We start from the raw sequence: 14559 nt of genomic DNA, 5'->3' as shown, positions 1-14559 counted from the left end.
CGGCAGTAGTGTAAAATAACGGGTTTTGCCAAAGGGCTAAGAGCCGTAGGTCACGACCCGTGGCCGTTTAGGGATACGAACTCAAATAAGAGCACAGATTATGCACGTGTGGGTATCACAACTTCACGCTTGGGCGCCAGGACTGGAAACGCAAGCTGATTGGCAAGGGTTTAGCCTTGAGACTCTGCCCAGTGGCGACGATAAGCCCGCCGCGCAAGGGGTTCCGGCCATGACCCGTCGCCGTTTAACGCGCTGGGGGCGTCAGGCTATGGAGGTGGCAGAGCCGTTAGTGCCAGCTTTGGCAGCCGGTACGCCGGTGATTTTCTCCTCGCGCCACGGCGATACCGCGCGCACCTTCAAATTACTACAAGATCTCGCTCGCGGTGAGCCTCTCAGCCCCAATGCTTTTAGTTTGTCGGTACATAATTCGGCGCTCGGTTTATTCACAATTCTTAAGGATATACATGCCCCGTCTCTAGCACTGGCCGCCGGTGCCGATACCCTGGCCGCCGCCTGGCAGGAGGCCTGTAGCTGGCTGGCCAGCGGCAGTGAGTCGGTGCTTTTGGTACATACCGACGAACCCCTGCACGAGTTTTATCAGCCCTTTACCGATGAGCGGGACATGCCCGCGGCGGCGGCCATGCTACTCAGCCGTACCCCGCAAGAGGGTGGGCGCTGCCTGTCTTTGACTATGTCTGGCGCGCAAACCCCGCGCACCGATGTGTCTATGTTGGCGAGCTTTCTGGCTGGTTGGTTTGCCGATGCGGCGACCATTACCTACACCAGTAACCGGCATCAGTGGTGTTGGGCGCGAGTATTGACTGATGCTTAAGCGACTGAACCGCCTTTGGCGAATACTGGCAACGGGCTTTTGTTTTGCGTTCTTTTTTGGCACGGCTTTGGCGCAAACTTTGTTTATATTGCCGCTATACAGTCTGTGGCTGGGGAAGTCACCGGAAAAAACACGAAAAATCCGCCGTTTACAGCAATTAAACTTCGCATGCTTCGTGAAATTGATGGAAGTACTGGGACTCATCCGTGTGACGTTGCATAATAGCGCCCTTTTGCAGCGCTCGGCCGGTTGCATAGTGATTGCCAATCACCCCTCTTTGATTGATGTGGTAATTCTATTCGCCCGTTTGCCCGAAGCGAACTGCGTGGTAAAAAGTGCGCTCTGGCAAAATTGGTTTACTCGTGGGGTTATGCGCTCGGCTGGATTTATCAGTAACGGCAGCGCCGACGAGCTTTTGCAAGGTTGCAAACAAGCATTGGCAGAGGGGCAGGCCGTGCTGATTTTTCCGGAGGGCTCGCGCACAATACCGGGTCAACCCTTGCAGTTTAAGCGCGGAGTGGCCAATGTGGCAGTACGCACAGGTGCTCCATTATTAACGGCTTTTATTACTTGCAAACCCCTAATGCTAACCAAAGGGGAGAAGTGGTACCAGGTGCCACCTAGCAAGGGACATTTTAATGTGTATCTGCAAGAGACTTTAGAGCCTCATGCACTTATTGAAGATTTTGACGACAAGCCCAAGGCGGCCAGATTATTGACTGACCACCTAGAGCAGTATTTTGAGGAAGGTTTGAAAAGCTATGACTGATCTTGATCACGACATAAAAACAATGATTATCGAAGAGCTGGAGCTCGAAGATATCACTATCGAAGATATCGACACCGAAGCGCCACTGTTCGGCGACGGCTTGGGGTTGGATTCAATTGACGCATTAGAGATCGGCTTGGCCTTACAAAAGCGCTTTAATGTTAAAATTGACGCAAACTCTGAGCAAAATAAAGAGCATTTTCGCAGTGTCGCCAGCTTGCGCGACTTTGTCTTGGCTCAACAGGCCTAAATACCCCAAACATACATAGACAGTTTCATGACAAAAGACGAAATTTATAACGAACTCAAGTCCGTACTGGTCAACTCATTTATGATTGACGAGGCAGACGTGTCATTGGACGCCGATCTGTATCAGGATCTCGACTTTGACAGTATCGATGCCATTGACCTGGCCGCTAAAATTCACAGCGTGACGGGCAAGCAATTAAAACCCGAACAGTTTAAAGGCGTTAGAACGATTGGCGATGCCGTCAATGTCGTTGATGATTTGCTGAGCAAGGACTAATGCGCATCCTCACAGCAATAGCCATTGTTGTGCTGTTGCTGTATCCACTGCTGGTGTATATCGGCATGCAATGGCTGGAACCTCGGATTCTCGGTGTGGCCATTGCGGCGGTGTATTTGACTCGCCTCGCCTTCAAAGTGAAGCAGTGGTGGCAAAGGTTAATGTTGTTACTGGGGCTAGTATCTTTTGCCGGTATGATCTGGTGGAGTAATAATGAGCTGCTGCTGAAGTTCTTGCCCAGTTTAATTAACTTAACCATGGCGGCTGTTTTTGCTTACTCCGTTTTTTATCCACCCACTATACCGGCCCGAATGGCCGCACTGGAGCACCCTGAAGGGCTGCCGGAGGTGGTGGTGGGTTACACTCTCAATGTGACATGGATGTGGATTGGGTTTTTTATAATAAATGCAGCCATAGCCGCGGCGACTGCGGTATTGGCAACGCGCGCGACATGGGCGCTGTACAACGGTTTTATCGCTTACCTCTTTATGGGGGTGCTGTTGGGCGGTGAGTTTGCCTACAGACAATTAATTTTTCGAAAAAAACACGCGTTATGAGCACATCTTTTAATATTGGCAGCTTGGCGTTGCAAGGCGGAGCCCATTGCGTCGCTCTGGACGCTCAACGTCGCTACAGCGCCGATGATTTAAAGCTGCGCGTCGAGGCGTTATATCAGAGCTTGGTGCAAAAAGATGAGCACCATGTCGGCGTCTGGCTTACCAACCCTTGGGATTTTCTATGCGTGTTTATCGCCCTGGCTCTGGCTGGTAAGCGTATTGTGATGCCCCATAACTTACAGGCGGGTACCGCTGATTGTTTGGGGCAGCATTTTTCTGCACTGATTAGCGATGATCCCGCTCTGGCCTTACACAGCTCTTATTGGCAGTTAGAGCAACTGTTGGCACAAACTGATAATCCTGCCGATTTGGGTGAGCAAGATATTAACGAGCAGGTTGAATTGGTTCTGTTTACCTCGGGCACTACCTCAACTCCGCAACCTATCGCCAAAACCTTCGCCGATTTGCACTGTGAGTTGGCCGAATTACAACAAGTTTTCGCCGACGCGGTGGCACAGCATCCGGTACTGGCTACCGTTTCGCACCAGCATATCTACGGGTTATTGCATTTTTTACTGTGGCCTTTGGCTCGCCGTGCGCCCATTATGCTGGAAGCTGGCCACTACCCTGAAGTCTTGGCCGGTCAGGTCGCACAATTGGCGCCGGTAGTGTTGGTGTCTAGCCCTACGCATTTGTCGCGCTTGCCGCAAACCCCGGTATTTTGTCAGCAAGCAGAAGGCTTAGCGGCAATTTTTTCATCCGGCGGACTGTTGGCAGAAACGGATGCCCAAGCGATGGCGAACATTGTCGGGCATGCCCCGTGGGAAATATTGGGCAGTACTGAAACCGGTGGCGTAGCGTATCGTAGGCGCAGCGAATCGTCCTCCTGGGCGGCTTTGCCCGGTGTTGAAGTCGAGCCCACAGCAGAGGGACAGCTGCGTGTGCGCAGCGCGCACTTAGGTGGCCTCCATGAATTTGTGATGGGCGATAAGGTTGAGTTTTTAGCCGATGGTCGTTTTCATTTGTTGGGCCGGGCCGACACTATCGTCAAGGTAGAAGGTAAACGCTTATCGTTGAGCGAGATGGAAGCTCGGTTGAGCGAGCACCCATGGGTGCAAGAAAGCCGTGCGGCAGTTGTACGCGGTCGCAGAGATGAGGTTGGTATGGTGGTGGCGCTGAGCGAAGCGGGTTTGAGTGCGCTGCACAATGAAAAAAAATTGTTCATCAATACTACGTTAAAGAACCACCTCTCGACTTATTTTGAGAGACCGTTGTTACCGCGACGCTGGCGGTATTTTACGACCTTGCCGCGCAACAATCAGGGCAAAGTAGTGGCCGCGACTATTCAGCAATTACTCAGTGAGAGAGAACATTAATGTTGCTGCCGCCAGAGATACAAGTCCTTGATCAAGGTGACAATAGCATTGAGCTTGGTATCGAACTCAGAGAGGATTTACCGTGCTTTGCTGGTCACTTTACGGACCTGCCTGTACTGGCGGGCGTGGTGCAAATTGGTTGGGCGCTGCAATTGGCTGAGCGCTTTTTTGCGTGCCGTTTTGATTGTCGCGGCCAAGTATCTAATAAATTTCAACAGCTGGTGCGCCCGCCGGTATCGCTGATGCTGAGTTTGCAGTACCGCCCTGAAGCGCAACAGCTTAAGTTTCGCTATCGCAATGCTCTGGGTGATTGTTCGCGCGGTGTGCTCAAGGTCGAAGAGGTGTCAAAATGACCGATACCTTTCGTCTGTGTGTGGTCATTCCCGTTTATAATCACGCGCATCTACTGAGCCCCTCGTTGCGTTATCTGCGCGGCCAGGGCATTGATTGTATTGTGGTGAATGACGGTGGCGATGCTGAGGCGGGCCACACTCTGCAAGCACTGTGTACAGAAACCGGTAGTGAGTTGGTTGAGCAACACCCTAATGGTGGCAAAGGTTCTGCTGTATTGCTGGGAATGCACCACGCCTATAACTTAGGTTACAGCCACGCTGTGCAAATTGATGCCGATGGACAGCACAACGTAGAAGATACAGGCCTGTTAATAGCCGAGGCACAGGCCCACCCCAAGGCGGTTATTGCCGGCATCCCCCAATACGATGCCAGCGTACCCAAGCACCGGCTCTACAGTCGGTACATCACGCATTTTTGGGTGTGGGTGGAAACCTTATCGTTTGATATTAAAGACTCGATGTGCGGTTTTCGAGCCTACCCATTACAACCCGTTATTGAGCTCGCGCGGGATGTCAAAATTGGCGCGCGCATGGATTTTGATACCGAGATTTTAGTGCGATTGTACTGGCGCGGTTTGCGCGTGATATCCGTCCCCACTAAAGTGATTTATCCCGAGCAGGGTTACTCGAATTTTCGTTTGTGGGGTGACAATGTGGCCATAAGCTGGATGCACACCCGGCTGGTGGTTGGAATGATTCTTCGCTCACCGGTTTTAATCGCGCGCAAGCTGCGCCGGTGGTTGGCATGAGCGCCCCGCAAAGTTCCGGTTGGGATAATATTCGCGAACGCGGCAGTTTGCGAGCCATGCGGTTATTGTTTTGGTTTTATCGCCACGGTGGTCACTATCTGGCTTACCCTGTGGTTTGTTTGGTAGTGCTGTATTTTTTTCTTACCCGCCGCTCCACGCGTCGTCATTCAGCGGCTTATTTAGCGCGGGCCACGGGGCGTCGTGCCAACTTGTGGCAAGTTTGGCGCCATCACTTGGCGTTTGGGCGAGCTCTAATGGATCGGCTGGGCGCCTGGATGGGGCGGCTTCAGCGCACCCAGGTGCATTTTCCAGGGCACGCCACCTTGGAGGCGCTGCAAAATGAAAAGCGCGGCGGGCTTTTATTGGGTGCGCATTTTGGCAATTTGGAAATGTGCCGCGCGGTGGTGGCAAATGATGGTTCGTTAAAATTGAATGTCATTTTACACGCGGGCAGCACCGAAAATTTTAATGAACTACTGCGTAGTGCAAACAGCAATACCGATGTGCGTTTAATTCCGGTCACAGATGTCACGCCAGCCACTGCCATGATGCTGAAAGATAAACTGGATCAGGGCGAGTTCTTAATCTTATTGGCCGACCGTCTGCCACCGGCTAATAGCGAGCGCTTTTTTGAGGCTGATTTTCTTGGTGCGAGCGCCCGTTTTCCCGCTGGCCCCTTTTGGCTGGCCCTAATGTTGGACGCGCCAGTGTATTTCTTAGCCGGCTACACCACCGAAAGTGGCTACGAGGCCAGTATGGATTTATTGTACGATGGCGGCAGGGTAGCGCGCAGCAAGCGCGATGCCGCCTGCCAAGAAATTTTGGGGAAGTATGTGCAGCGTTTAGAGGCGCTGTGCAATCGTTACCCACTACAGTGGTTTAATTTTTATGACTACTGGAATGATGATTTAACCACTAAAACCGATAAGCGAGATTCAGGAGCAACTGGCAACAATGACCGTTAATACTTCGCGAAAAACCATTGAGTTCGGCGGTGCGCCGGTCACTATTGAAGATATCGTCGCAATCTCTCGGGGTGCCAGTGCACGTATCACTGACGAGAAAGCATCGCGTCAGCGCATTGAGGCCAGCGCCCAATTTGTCAAAGATTTGTGGCAAGAAGAGGGTGTCATTTACGGTGTTACAACCGGCTATGGTGACTCATGCACTGTGTCTATTCCATCGCATTTGGTGGAAGAGTTACCACTGCATTTAACCCGCTTTCACGGTTGCGGCTTGGGTCGCGATTTTGATCGCGCCCACGGTCGCGCTATTCTCGCCTCACGCTTGGCCTCACTGTCGCGCGGCTATTCCGGTGTCCGCATGGAATTGTTGGATCGCTTGGCAGACTATATTGAGCAAGATATTGTGCCCGTGGTTCCCGAAGAGGGCTCGGTGGGCGCCAGTGGTGACTTAACCCCGCTGTCGTATGTGGCCGCGTCTTTGGTGGGCGAGCGCGATGTGTATTTTAAAGGCGAGCGCAAAAGCACCGCCGAAGTTTTACAGGCGCAAGGCATAACCCCATTGCAGCTGCGCCCTAAAGAAGGCTTGGCGATTATGAACGGCACCGCGGTCATGACCGCCATTGCTTGCCTGACCTTTGATCGCGCACAGTATTTGGCCAAGTTGGCCACCCGCTTAACGGCGATGGTGAGCGTGGCCCTAAAAGGCAACACCAATCATTTTGATGGCAAGTTGTTTTCCGTTAAGCCGCACCCCGGCCAAGGTCAAATTGCCCGCTGGATTCACGACGACCTACAAGCCGCCGAGGTGGAGCGTAACTCCGACCGATTGCAAGATCGATACTCAGTGCGCTGCGCCCCACATATTATCGGTGTGCTGCAAGATTCGCTGCCCTGGTTCCGTCAGTTTATTGAAACCGAATTGAACAGCGCCAATGACAATCCTATTATCGACGGTGAGGGCGAGCATGTACTGCACGGTGGTCATTTTTACGGTGGTCATATTGCGTTCGCCATGGACTCGTTAAAAGTGGCCGTTGCCAATGTGGCCGATTTGGTCGATCGCCAGATGGCGCTGCTGATGGATGTGAAATTCAATAATGGTTTACCATCCAACCTGTCGGGGGCAACGCCAGACCGGGCAATGATCAATCACGGCTTTAAAGCCGTACAAATTGGTACATCAGCCTGGGCGGCCGAAGCCCTTAAAAACACCATGCCAGCCAGTGTCTTTTCTCGCTCCACTGAGTGTCACAACCAAGATAAGGTCAGTATGGGTACCATCGCGGCCCGCGATTGCGAACGAGTGCTGGAGTTAACCGAGCAAGTTGTAGCGGCCGGCTTACTGGCTGCCACCCAAGCGTTTTATCTGCGTAAACAGCAAGGTGACTTTGACCACAGTGCTATTACACCCACCCTGGAGTCTATGTACTCAGAGGTGCGAGAATACTTTGATATCGTCGATGAGGATCGGCCACTGGAAGGTGTGCTGCGCCAAACCATTCAGCTGATTCGCGACCAGCGCTGGGAGCTTTACCCCAATGACTAAAACACAACTCGTGACAGTGTCACTGGAACGCAAAATCCCGTTTTATGATGTCGACAGTATGGATATTGTCTGGCACGGCCACTATGTGAAATATTTTGAAGACGCGCGCTGCGAATTGCTCGACGCGCTCGACTATAACTACCAAACCATGCGTGATTCGGGCTTTGGTTTTCCGGTGGTGGATTTACGCATTAAGTACGTGCGCCCAGCTCTGTTTAATCGCACTGTACGTATTGAAGCCACATTGGAAGAGTGGGAAGTGCGGCTAAAAATTGCCTACCGTATTGTCGATGCCGACACGAATCAGGTGCTTACTAAAGGTTACACAGTGCAGGTGGCGGTGGATTTGAGTAGCAATGAAATGTGCTTTGCGATGCCTGATGTTCTGGCGCAAAAATTAGCCGCCTATCACAAGCAACAGCCCACCACACCAGCGTCAGAAAATCCTAGGTGAAAAGAGGTGTAGTGATGAAATGGCTGAGTGTATGCCTACTGTGTCTTTTGTGTGTGAACGCTTGGGCTGATGCCAGCAGCAGTGCCGACAACGGCCCCGCTGATGGCAAATGGCGCAATGCCAGCAGTGCAGATGATCAAAAACATCTGCAGTCCGTGGCGGCTCAGCTGGCAAACTCCTTACCGGTGCACGGCCAAATGCAACAACATAAATATATGGCCATTTTGAATGAACCGTTGGTCTCTTCCGGCACTTTCGACTTAAAAACGAATGGTGATCTGACTTGGTCGGTGCAAGAACCTTTTGCCGTGCTTTACCGTATTGTCGATGGCACAATCATGCGCACCCTAGAGGGTGAGCAAACCGAAATTACCGCTCGCAAAGAACCATCGGTGTATGGTTTTTTTCAAATTGTGGGCAAACTTTTTGATTTGCAACTAAAAGGCTTAGAGTCCTTTTTTACCGTACAGCTACCACACTCGGAGTTGGATGCTCAATGGCAATTGCGTTTGCTGCCTAATAATAAACGTTTAGCAAGCGCCATTGCGGCGATTGTCGTTACCGGTGAGCAAGGCAGGTTGCACAACGTCACCGTGCAGGAACCCAATGCCGATTACACCCGAATTCAATTCCAGTACGCCGCACAGGCCGAGGAGTAATAGAGTGTGAGCATGGGGCGAGCTGTGCGCAGCTTTCAATACGCTTGTCTTTTGCTTATGCTGACCACGATTGTGTTCGGTGTGGCGGGCTTACACCGGTTGCAGTTTAATAATGACCTGCTTGCACTTTTCCCCGGGCAAACTGAACAATCAGCTGAGGTGATAGCCAATCGCAAGCGAGCCTCACAGATTGAGCGAGAGATATTACTACTGGTGCACACCAGCGATCAGGCCCAGCTGCAAGTGGCCATCGCCTCGGTTACCGCACGTTTGACCGACTGCGCCTGCTTCGCCAAAGTAGGCGCGGATGCCGCCGGTTTAGCCGGCGAACAAACTTTTAGTTTACCGGGTGCTCACCCCGCGTTACTACTTAGCGCGAAATGGCGCGACCGCCTGCAAAATCTGTCAGCCGAGCAACTAAAAGAACACACCTTGCGCCGGTTATTGATGCGTCCGGGTGGTTTTTCCGCGGCTGAGTTGCATACAGACCCTCTAGGCAGTCTTGCCGATTTTAAAGATAGCTGGCAGTCAGATCTAGGATCAGTTCGCCTGTCGGACGCAGGGTTGGCTATGGTGGATATTGGCGGGGCCGATTACGCCCTAATGCGCCTGACCTTGGCCGATTCACCCTACCGCCTCGAGGTGCAGCAAACGGCGGGGCAGGCATTGTCACAGGCATTTAATGAGCTCCGCGCTTTGCCAGGTGCCGACCTGCTTTATGCCGGAGCCTTTTTCTACACCCAGGCGGGTGCCGAGCAGGCACGTAGTGAAATCTCTACCGTCGGTTTGGGCTCGTTAATCGGTATTGTGTGTTTGTTTTTATTGGTATTTCGCAGTGTGGGTTTACTGTTGTTGGCCTTCGTTCCCATTGCTGTGGGTGTGCTGGCCGGACTCAGTGTCGTGCAATGGTGGTTTGGCCAAGTGCATATTATTGCCTTGGTGTTCGGCTCGGCCTTGGTTGGGGTGGCCATTGATTACACCTTGCACTTTTATGCCAAACGTTTAGATGCCCAGCAACACTGGCAGCTGGGTTCGGATTACCGTCGCTTACTTGCGCCACTTAGCTTAGGGTTATTGACCAGTGTGGCGGGGTATTTAAGCTTTACCGCCACGGGCTTTCCGGGGTTTACCCAGATAGCGGTGATGTCCAGCGCTGGCCTAGTGGCGGCTTTTGTCACTGTTATGGGGCTCTACCCGATTTTGCTACGCAAGCCCAGTCGGCATGGACTATCGCGCCCCTTACTAAATTTACTGAACTGGGGGCAAAGGCGTCATCAGGCTGTGGCGGAATTGTTTCGTCGACGCTTGAGCGGTTTGATATTACTGCTAATGGTCGTGTTGATATGGCCGCTTTGGCAAAGTAATGACGATATCCGCCAAATGCAAAATGCACCGCAGGAGTTGCTCGATATGGAAGAGGTGTTCCGCACTCAGCTTGGGGGGCGCAGGGCAATGCAATACATATTGTTAGAAGCTGACGATTACCCGCAACTTCTTAACCGCGTGCAAGCGGTGGATGCCGCACTTGCGCCTCTCCAACAAACCGGTCATTTGGCCAGTTTTGCTGCGCTTAACCACTGGTTGCCTAGCGTGCAGCAACAGCGAGCCAATCAGTTACTGTGGCAAGAGCGAGTGATAGATTCGGGGGTATTAGAATCCGTGCTGATCAGCCTTGGAGTTAACTCAAAGGCTGTGGCGTCAATGATGGCCAGCCAGCAAGAAGTGCCTTTTATTGAGCCTGATGCAGTGTTAGTCGCTAGCGGGCAATATGCTGCCGTGCCCTTGGTGTTTCAGCGCGATGACAAAGTGTACAGTGTGATCACACTCAATACGCCGCTCGATACTCATTATTTGGCGTCGCTGGTAGCCCCTTGGCCCTATGCACAATGGGTAGACCCTGTGGCTCGGACCAATCAATTACTGCAAAAGTATCGCCACAACGCTAGCGGACTGTTGGCACTGGCCTATGGTTTAATCGGGGTGCTTTTGTGTGGACCTTATGGTGTGCTCGGGGCGCTAAGGGTTATTGCCCCTCCTGCCATCGCCAGTGTGATTACCTTGTGTGGGCTACTGGTTGTGGGCATTGATATCAGTGTGTTTCATATTATGGCCTTAATGCTCGTGTTGGGCATTGGTATTGATTACACACTGTTTGTGCGCGAATCCGGCGGGGTATCAAGGTCTACGTTACTGGCCATTGGTTTATCCACTGTAACGACCGTGTTATCTTTTGGCCTACTGGCGTTAAGTGGTACCCAAGCCATAGCGCATTTTGGTTTGGCGGTTTTGTTGGGAATTGTACTGGCATTTTTATTGGCGCCCTTGGCGCAACATAAGTGAAATGGGGAAAGGATATGGCAGCTGTGCCTAAGCAAGTGGATGTGGTCATTATCGGTGCGGGACCGTCTGGCGCTATCGCCTCGGCACTGCTGAACAAAAAAGGCTATAGCGTTATTGTGTTTGAAAAACAGCAGTTTCCGCGCTTTTCTATCGGCGAAAGCTTGCTGCCACAATGCATGGAATATATCGAGCAGGCGGGTTTCTTGCCCGCCATTCGCGATGCCGGTTTTCAGTTTAAAAATGGCGCTGCTTTTGCTTGGGGCGAGCGCTATACCTATTTCAATTTTGAAGAAAAATTCTCGCCGGGCCACGGCACTACTTTTCAGGTAGAGCGCGCACATTTTGACAAACTTATGGCCGATGAAGCACAAAAACAGGGTGTGGACATCCGTTACCGCCATGTGATTAATGACTGTCAATTACACGAAGGCGGCGGCAATACGCTAACTTACACCACCCCAGAAGGTGAAACTGCCACCATCGATTGTCGCTTTGTGCTCGATGCCAGCGGTTTTGGCCGCGTGTTGCCGGGCCTACTTGATTTGGAGGAGCCTTCAGATTTTCCTGTTCGTCAAGCGGCATTTACCCATATTAATGATGGCATTGCTTTCGGCGATTTTGATCGCAATAAAATCTTGGTAACAGTTCATCCGCAAGAGCGTGATATTTGGTATTGGCTGATTCCTTTTAGTGGCGGTAAATGTTCGTTAGGAGTAGTTGCCAGTGAAGAGAAACTGAAAAAACGCGGCAAAGACACGCCTATGGAGTTGCTACAGGCCATGGTGGCCGAGGCGCCCGAGCTTGCCAAAATGCTAGATCGTGCCGAGTGGAATAATGATGCCAACCATATCACCGGTTACTCTTGTAATGTTAAGCACTTGGCCAACAATCACTACGCTTTGTTGGGTAATGCTGGCGAGTTTCTCGACCCAGTATTTTCCTCCGGTATCACCATCGCCATGCGTTCGGCGACAATGGCTGTCGATGTGTTAACGCGTCAGCTAGAAGGCGAAATCGTAGACTGGCAAGCCGACTACGAAATTCCGCTGCGCAAAGGGGTGGACACTTTCCGGGTATTTGTCGACGCTTGGTACGAAGGGCTATTTCAAGATACGATTTTTTATCCGCACCAATCGGTCAGCGTGCGTGAAATGATCTCATCCATTTTGGCCGGTTACGCGTGGGATGAAAACAACCCATTTGTGGCTGAGCCGCGTCGCCGTATGGGCGCTTTGGCCGAGTTTTGCTCGTCAGGCGACTAATGCAAAAGCTTATTGCTCTCGGACTGTTAATAGTGTTGGCTGGCTGTGCCAGCCCCTTGGTCGCACCCCATAATGGTTCTTGCCCAGCACCAGCGGCTGCGACGTTACTCGTGTCTCAATCGCTCGGCTCAGCCCCTTTAGTGGTGAGAGTGCAGCTCGAAGCGGATGCCGTGCGATTTATTGGGATCGATACACTGGGCAGTTTGCAATTTAATGCCCGCCTGGCAAAGCAAAAAGTCGCGCTTGAAACGCAACCGTTTTACCGCGGACTTGACCCCGAAACTTTAGTCAGTGCACTTTATTGGTGGCTAATACGCGACAGCCTAAACCCATCCTGTGTCAGTGCCGCGGGTTTAAACTTGCAGCACACAGGGCAGGGCACGCAACTGCAGTCGTCATCGCGAACGGTATGGCAGTGGCAGCCAGAGGCACCAAATACCATCGCTTTGCCCCTTAAAAATATAACATTACAAATACGGACCAACTCTCCATGATGCCAGCGTGCTATTTAGCGGATTTGGGTTTGATCAATGCTCTGGGCCACGACAAAGCCAGTGTGGCCCAGGCCCTGTTTGCCGGCGATCTCGGCTTGGCCCCGTGCGATTGGGTGCCGGGTAAGCCCACTTACACGGCGCCAGTGACGGCTCCTTTGCTGACCGTGCCCGAGCGCCTGGCGCTCTATCGCAGTCGCAATGCGCAGCTGGCCTTAACCGCTATTGCCCAAATACAAAGCAGTATTGATCAGGTTAAAAAACGTTACCCCAGTGCTCGCATTGCGGTGGTTGCGGGTACCAGTACCTCGGGTATTGCTGAAGGCGAAGACGCAGTGGCGCACTGGCAGGGCGAGGGTGAACGGCCAGAGCACTATCATTATCGTGCCCAAGAAATTGGCAATCTAGCTGAACTAATAGCCGACTACTGCCAACTGCAAGGGGTTGCTTATACCTTATCCACCGCTTGTTCTTCCAGCGGCCATGCCTTAGCGTCGGCGCAACGCTTACTGGCAACCGACATGGCCGATGCGGTTATTGCCGGTGGCGCCGACAGCTTGTGCCGGTTGACCGTCAACGGATTTGCCGCATTGGACTCGGTCAGTGAAGGGCCCTGCACCCCGTTTGGGGAAGGGCGCACGGGTATTAATATCGGCGAGGCGGCGGCGTTTTTTATGGTCACTCGCGAGCCCATTGGGGGGCGTATTCAGTTGTTAGGCGCGGGAGCCTCATCCGATGCTCACCATATATCGGCGCCCGATCCTGCTGGCAGTGGCGCCGAAGCGGCCATTAAAACGGCCTTGGAGCAGGCGCAGTTAGCCCCAGCCGACATTAACTATATCAACCTGCACGGCACCGGGACACCGCTCAACGATGCGATGGAGTCGGCCGTAGTGTCGCGTTTGTTTCCCCACGGCCCTAAGGTCAGCAGCAGTAAAGGCCAGTTGGGTCATACCTTGGGCGCGGCAGGGGCCACCGAAGCGGGGCTGATGTGGTTAGCACTGCTAAACGACAGTGGTAAACTACCGCCTCACTGCTACCATGGCCATTACGACCCGGCGCTGCCCAATCTTAATCTCGTGCAGGTAGGTGATTGTGTCAGTGCCGAGAAGCGGCGCTGTTATTTAAGCAATTCGTTTGCTTTTGGTGGCAATAACGCCGCAATCATTTTGGGCGTGCAGAATGAATCTTGATACATTAATACCGCACCGGCCGCCGTTCAGGCTGATTGACCAAGTGCTTGACCATGCGCCGGATTGGGTCTTAACCGGTGCCACCATTGAACAGGATAATGCGCTTTACGATGCGGCTCGCGGCGGCGTGCCCGCCTGGTGTAGCGTTGAATATATGGCGCAAACCGCTGCGGTGTGGGTGGGGTTGAGCGAATCAGCGGCCGAGGCCGCACAACCGGCCTTTTTAATTAGCGCCCGCTCGGTGCAGTCGAGCGTTGCGAGCTTTAGTTTGGGAGCGATGCTGCAGGTGCGGGTGGATGTTAATTTAATCGACGGGCCGATTGTGGCCTTTCACGGAAAAATTACGCAGTGTGTAAACGACGAGTGGCAAACGGTCAGTGAAGGGGAGTTTTCCGCCTTTCGTCCCGATAGCCTCGAAGACTATTTGCGGTTAAGCGATCCGCAGCACGTTGCTCAAGCGGGGCAGGGCGCCCTTTAGGAGAAAGTT

General features: G+C 52.6%; 17 protein-coding genes. All 17 read left to right on the top strand.

Going from position 1 to position 14559, the window contains the following annotated elements:
- Positions 1-100: 100 nt before the first annotated feature.
- Genes Q4526_RS06485 through Q4526_RS06405 form a run of 17 tightly spaced genes read left to right on the top strand, consistent with a single transcriptional unit; the run spans position 101 to position 14550 of the window.
- Entirely contained in the window at positions 101-832 is a 732-nt protein-coding gene (locus Q4526_RS06485; protein ID WP_215976113.1) for a beta-ketoacyl synthase chain length factor, read from the top strand.
- On the top strand, positions 825-1601 hold the full coding sequence (locus Q4526_RS06480; protein ID WP_215976112.1) for a 1-acyl-sn-glycerol-3-phosphate acyltransferase: 777 nt from the start codon (positions 825-827) through the stop codon (positions 1599-1601). The genes Q4526_RS06485 and Q4526_RS06480 overlap by 8 nt, the downstream gene beginning before the upstream one ends.
- Positions 1594-1851 carry a phosphopantetheine-binding protein gene (locus Q4526_RS06475; RefSeq protein WP_215976111.1) on the top strand — a complete coding sequence of 86 codons (258 nt, stop codon included), beginning with the start codon at positions 1594-1596 and terminating at the stop codon, positions 1849-1851. The genes Q4526_RS06480 and Q4526_RS06475 overlap by 8 nt, the downstream gene beginning before the upstream one ends.
- 27 nt (positions 1852-1878) lie before the next feature.
- Positions 1879-2127: an acyl carrier protein gene (locus Q4526_RS06470; RefSeq protein ID WP_215976110.1), complete on the top strand. Its 249-nt coding sequence runs from the start codon at positions 1879-1881 to the stop codon at positions 2125-2127.
- Positions 2127-2684: a hypothetical protein gene (locus Q4526_RS06465; RefSeq protein ID WP_215976109.1), complete on the top strand. Its 558-nt coding sequence runs from the start codon at positions 2127-2129 to the stop codon at positions 2682-2684. The genes Q4526_RS06470 and Q4526_RS06465 overlap by 1 nt, the downstream gene beginning before the upstream one ends.
- Positions 2681-4060: an AMP-binding protein gene (locus Q4526_RS06460; protein WP_215976108.1), complete on the top strand. Its 1380-nt coding sequence runs from the start codon at positions 2681-2683 to the stop codon at positions 4058-4060. The genes Q4526_RS06465 and Q4526_RS06460 overlap by 4 nt, the downstream gene beginning before the upstream one ends.
- Complete coding sequence (locus Q4526_RS06455) at positions 4060-4413, top strand: hypothetical protein (protein WP_215976107.1); 354 nt, start codon at positions 4060-4062, stop codon at positions 4411-4413. Before Q4526_RS06460 ends, Q4526_RS06455 begins: the two co-directional genes overlap by 1 nt.
- Positions 4410-5162, top strand: a complete 753-nt coding sequence (locus tag Q4526_RS06450; protein WP_215976106.1) for a glycosyltransferase family 2 protein — start codon at positions 4410-4412, stop codon at positions 5160-5162. Before Q4526_RS06455 ends, Q4526_RS06450 begins: the two co-directional genes overlap by 4 nt.
- The gene (locus tag Q4526_RS06445) at positions 5159-6127 is read left to right on the top strand and encodes a hypothetical protein (RefSeq protein ID WP_215976105.1); all 969 of its coding nucleotides are present in this window, start codon (positions 5159-5161) and stop codon (positions 6125-6127) included. The genes Q4526_RS06450 and Q4526_RS06445 overlap by 4 nt, the downstream gene beginning before the upstream one ends.
- Positions 6117-7673, top strand: a complete 1557-nt coding sequence (gene hutH, locus Q4526_RS06440) for a histidine ammonia-lyase (protein ID WP_215976104.1) — start codon at positions 6117-6119, stop codon at positions 7671-7673. The genes Q4526_RS06445 and hutH overlap by 11 nt, the downstream gene beginning before the upstream one ends.
- Positions 7666-8127, top strand: coding sequence for a thioesterase family protein (locus tag Q4526_RS06435; RefSeq protein WP_215976103.1), 462 nt, complete (start codon positions 7666-7668; stop codon positions 8125-8127). Before hutH ends, Q4526_RS06435 begins: the two co-directional genes overlap by 8 nt.
- A 14-nt stretch (positions 8128-8141) precedes the next feature.
- Entirely contained in the window at positions 8142-8786 is a 645-nt protein-coding gene (locus tag Q4526_RS06430; RefSeq protein WP_215976102.1) for an outer membrane lipoprotein carrier protein LolA, read from the top strand.
- Between the two features lie 6 nt (positions 8787-8792).
- Positions 8793-11126, top strand: a complete 2334-nt coding sequence (locus Q4526_RS06425) for an MMPL family transporter (protein ID WP_215976101.1) — start codon at positions 8793-8795, stop codon at positions 11124-11126.
- Between the two features lie 14 nt (positions 11127-11140).
- Positions 11141-12388 carry an NAD(P)/FAD-dependent oxidoreductase gene (locus Q4526_RS06420; RefSeq protein ID WP_215976100.1) on the top strand — a complete coding sequence of 416 codons (1248 nt, stop codon included), beginning with the start codon at positions 11141-11143 and terminating at the stop codon, positions 12386-12388.
- Positions 12388-12882, top strand: coding sequence for a hypothetical protein (locus tag Q4526_RS06415; RefSeq protein ID WP_215976099.1), 495 nt, complete (start codon positions 12388-12390; stop codon positions 12880-12882). Before Q4526_RS06420 ends, Q4526_RS06415 begins: the two co-directional genes overlap by 1 nt.
- Entirely contained in the window at positions 12879-14072 is a 1194-nt protein-coding gene (locus Q4526_RS06410) for a beta-ketoacyl-ACP synthase (RefSeq protein ID WP_215976098.1), read from the top strand. The genes Q4526_RS06415 and Q4526_RS06410 overlap by 4 nt, the downstream gene beginning before the upstream one ends.
- Positions 14062-14550: a hypothetical protein gene (locus Q4526_RS06405; protein ID WP_215976097.1), complete on the top strand. Its 489-nt coding sequence runs from the start codon at positions 14062-14064 to the stop codon at positions 14548-14550. Before Q4526_RS06410 ends, Q4526_RS06405 begins: the two co-directional genes overlap by 11 nt.
- Positions 14551-14559: the final 9 nt, after the last annotated feature.

It is taken from the genome of Gilvimarinus sp. 2_MG-2023 (genome assembly GCF_030547685.1).
Taxonomy (GTDB): domain Bacteria; phylum Pseudomonadota; class Gammaproteobacteria; order Pseudomonadales; family Cellvibrionaceae; genus Gilvimarinus.
This window is presented reverse-complemented; position numbering and strand designations above follow the sequence as displayed.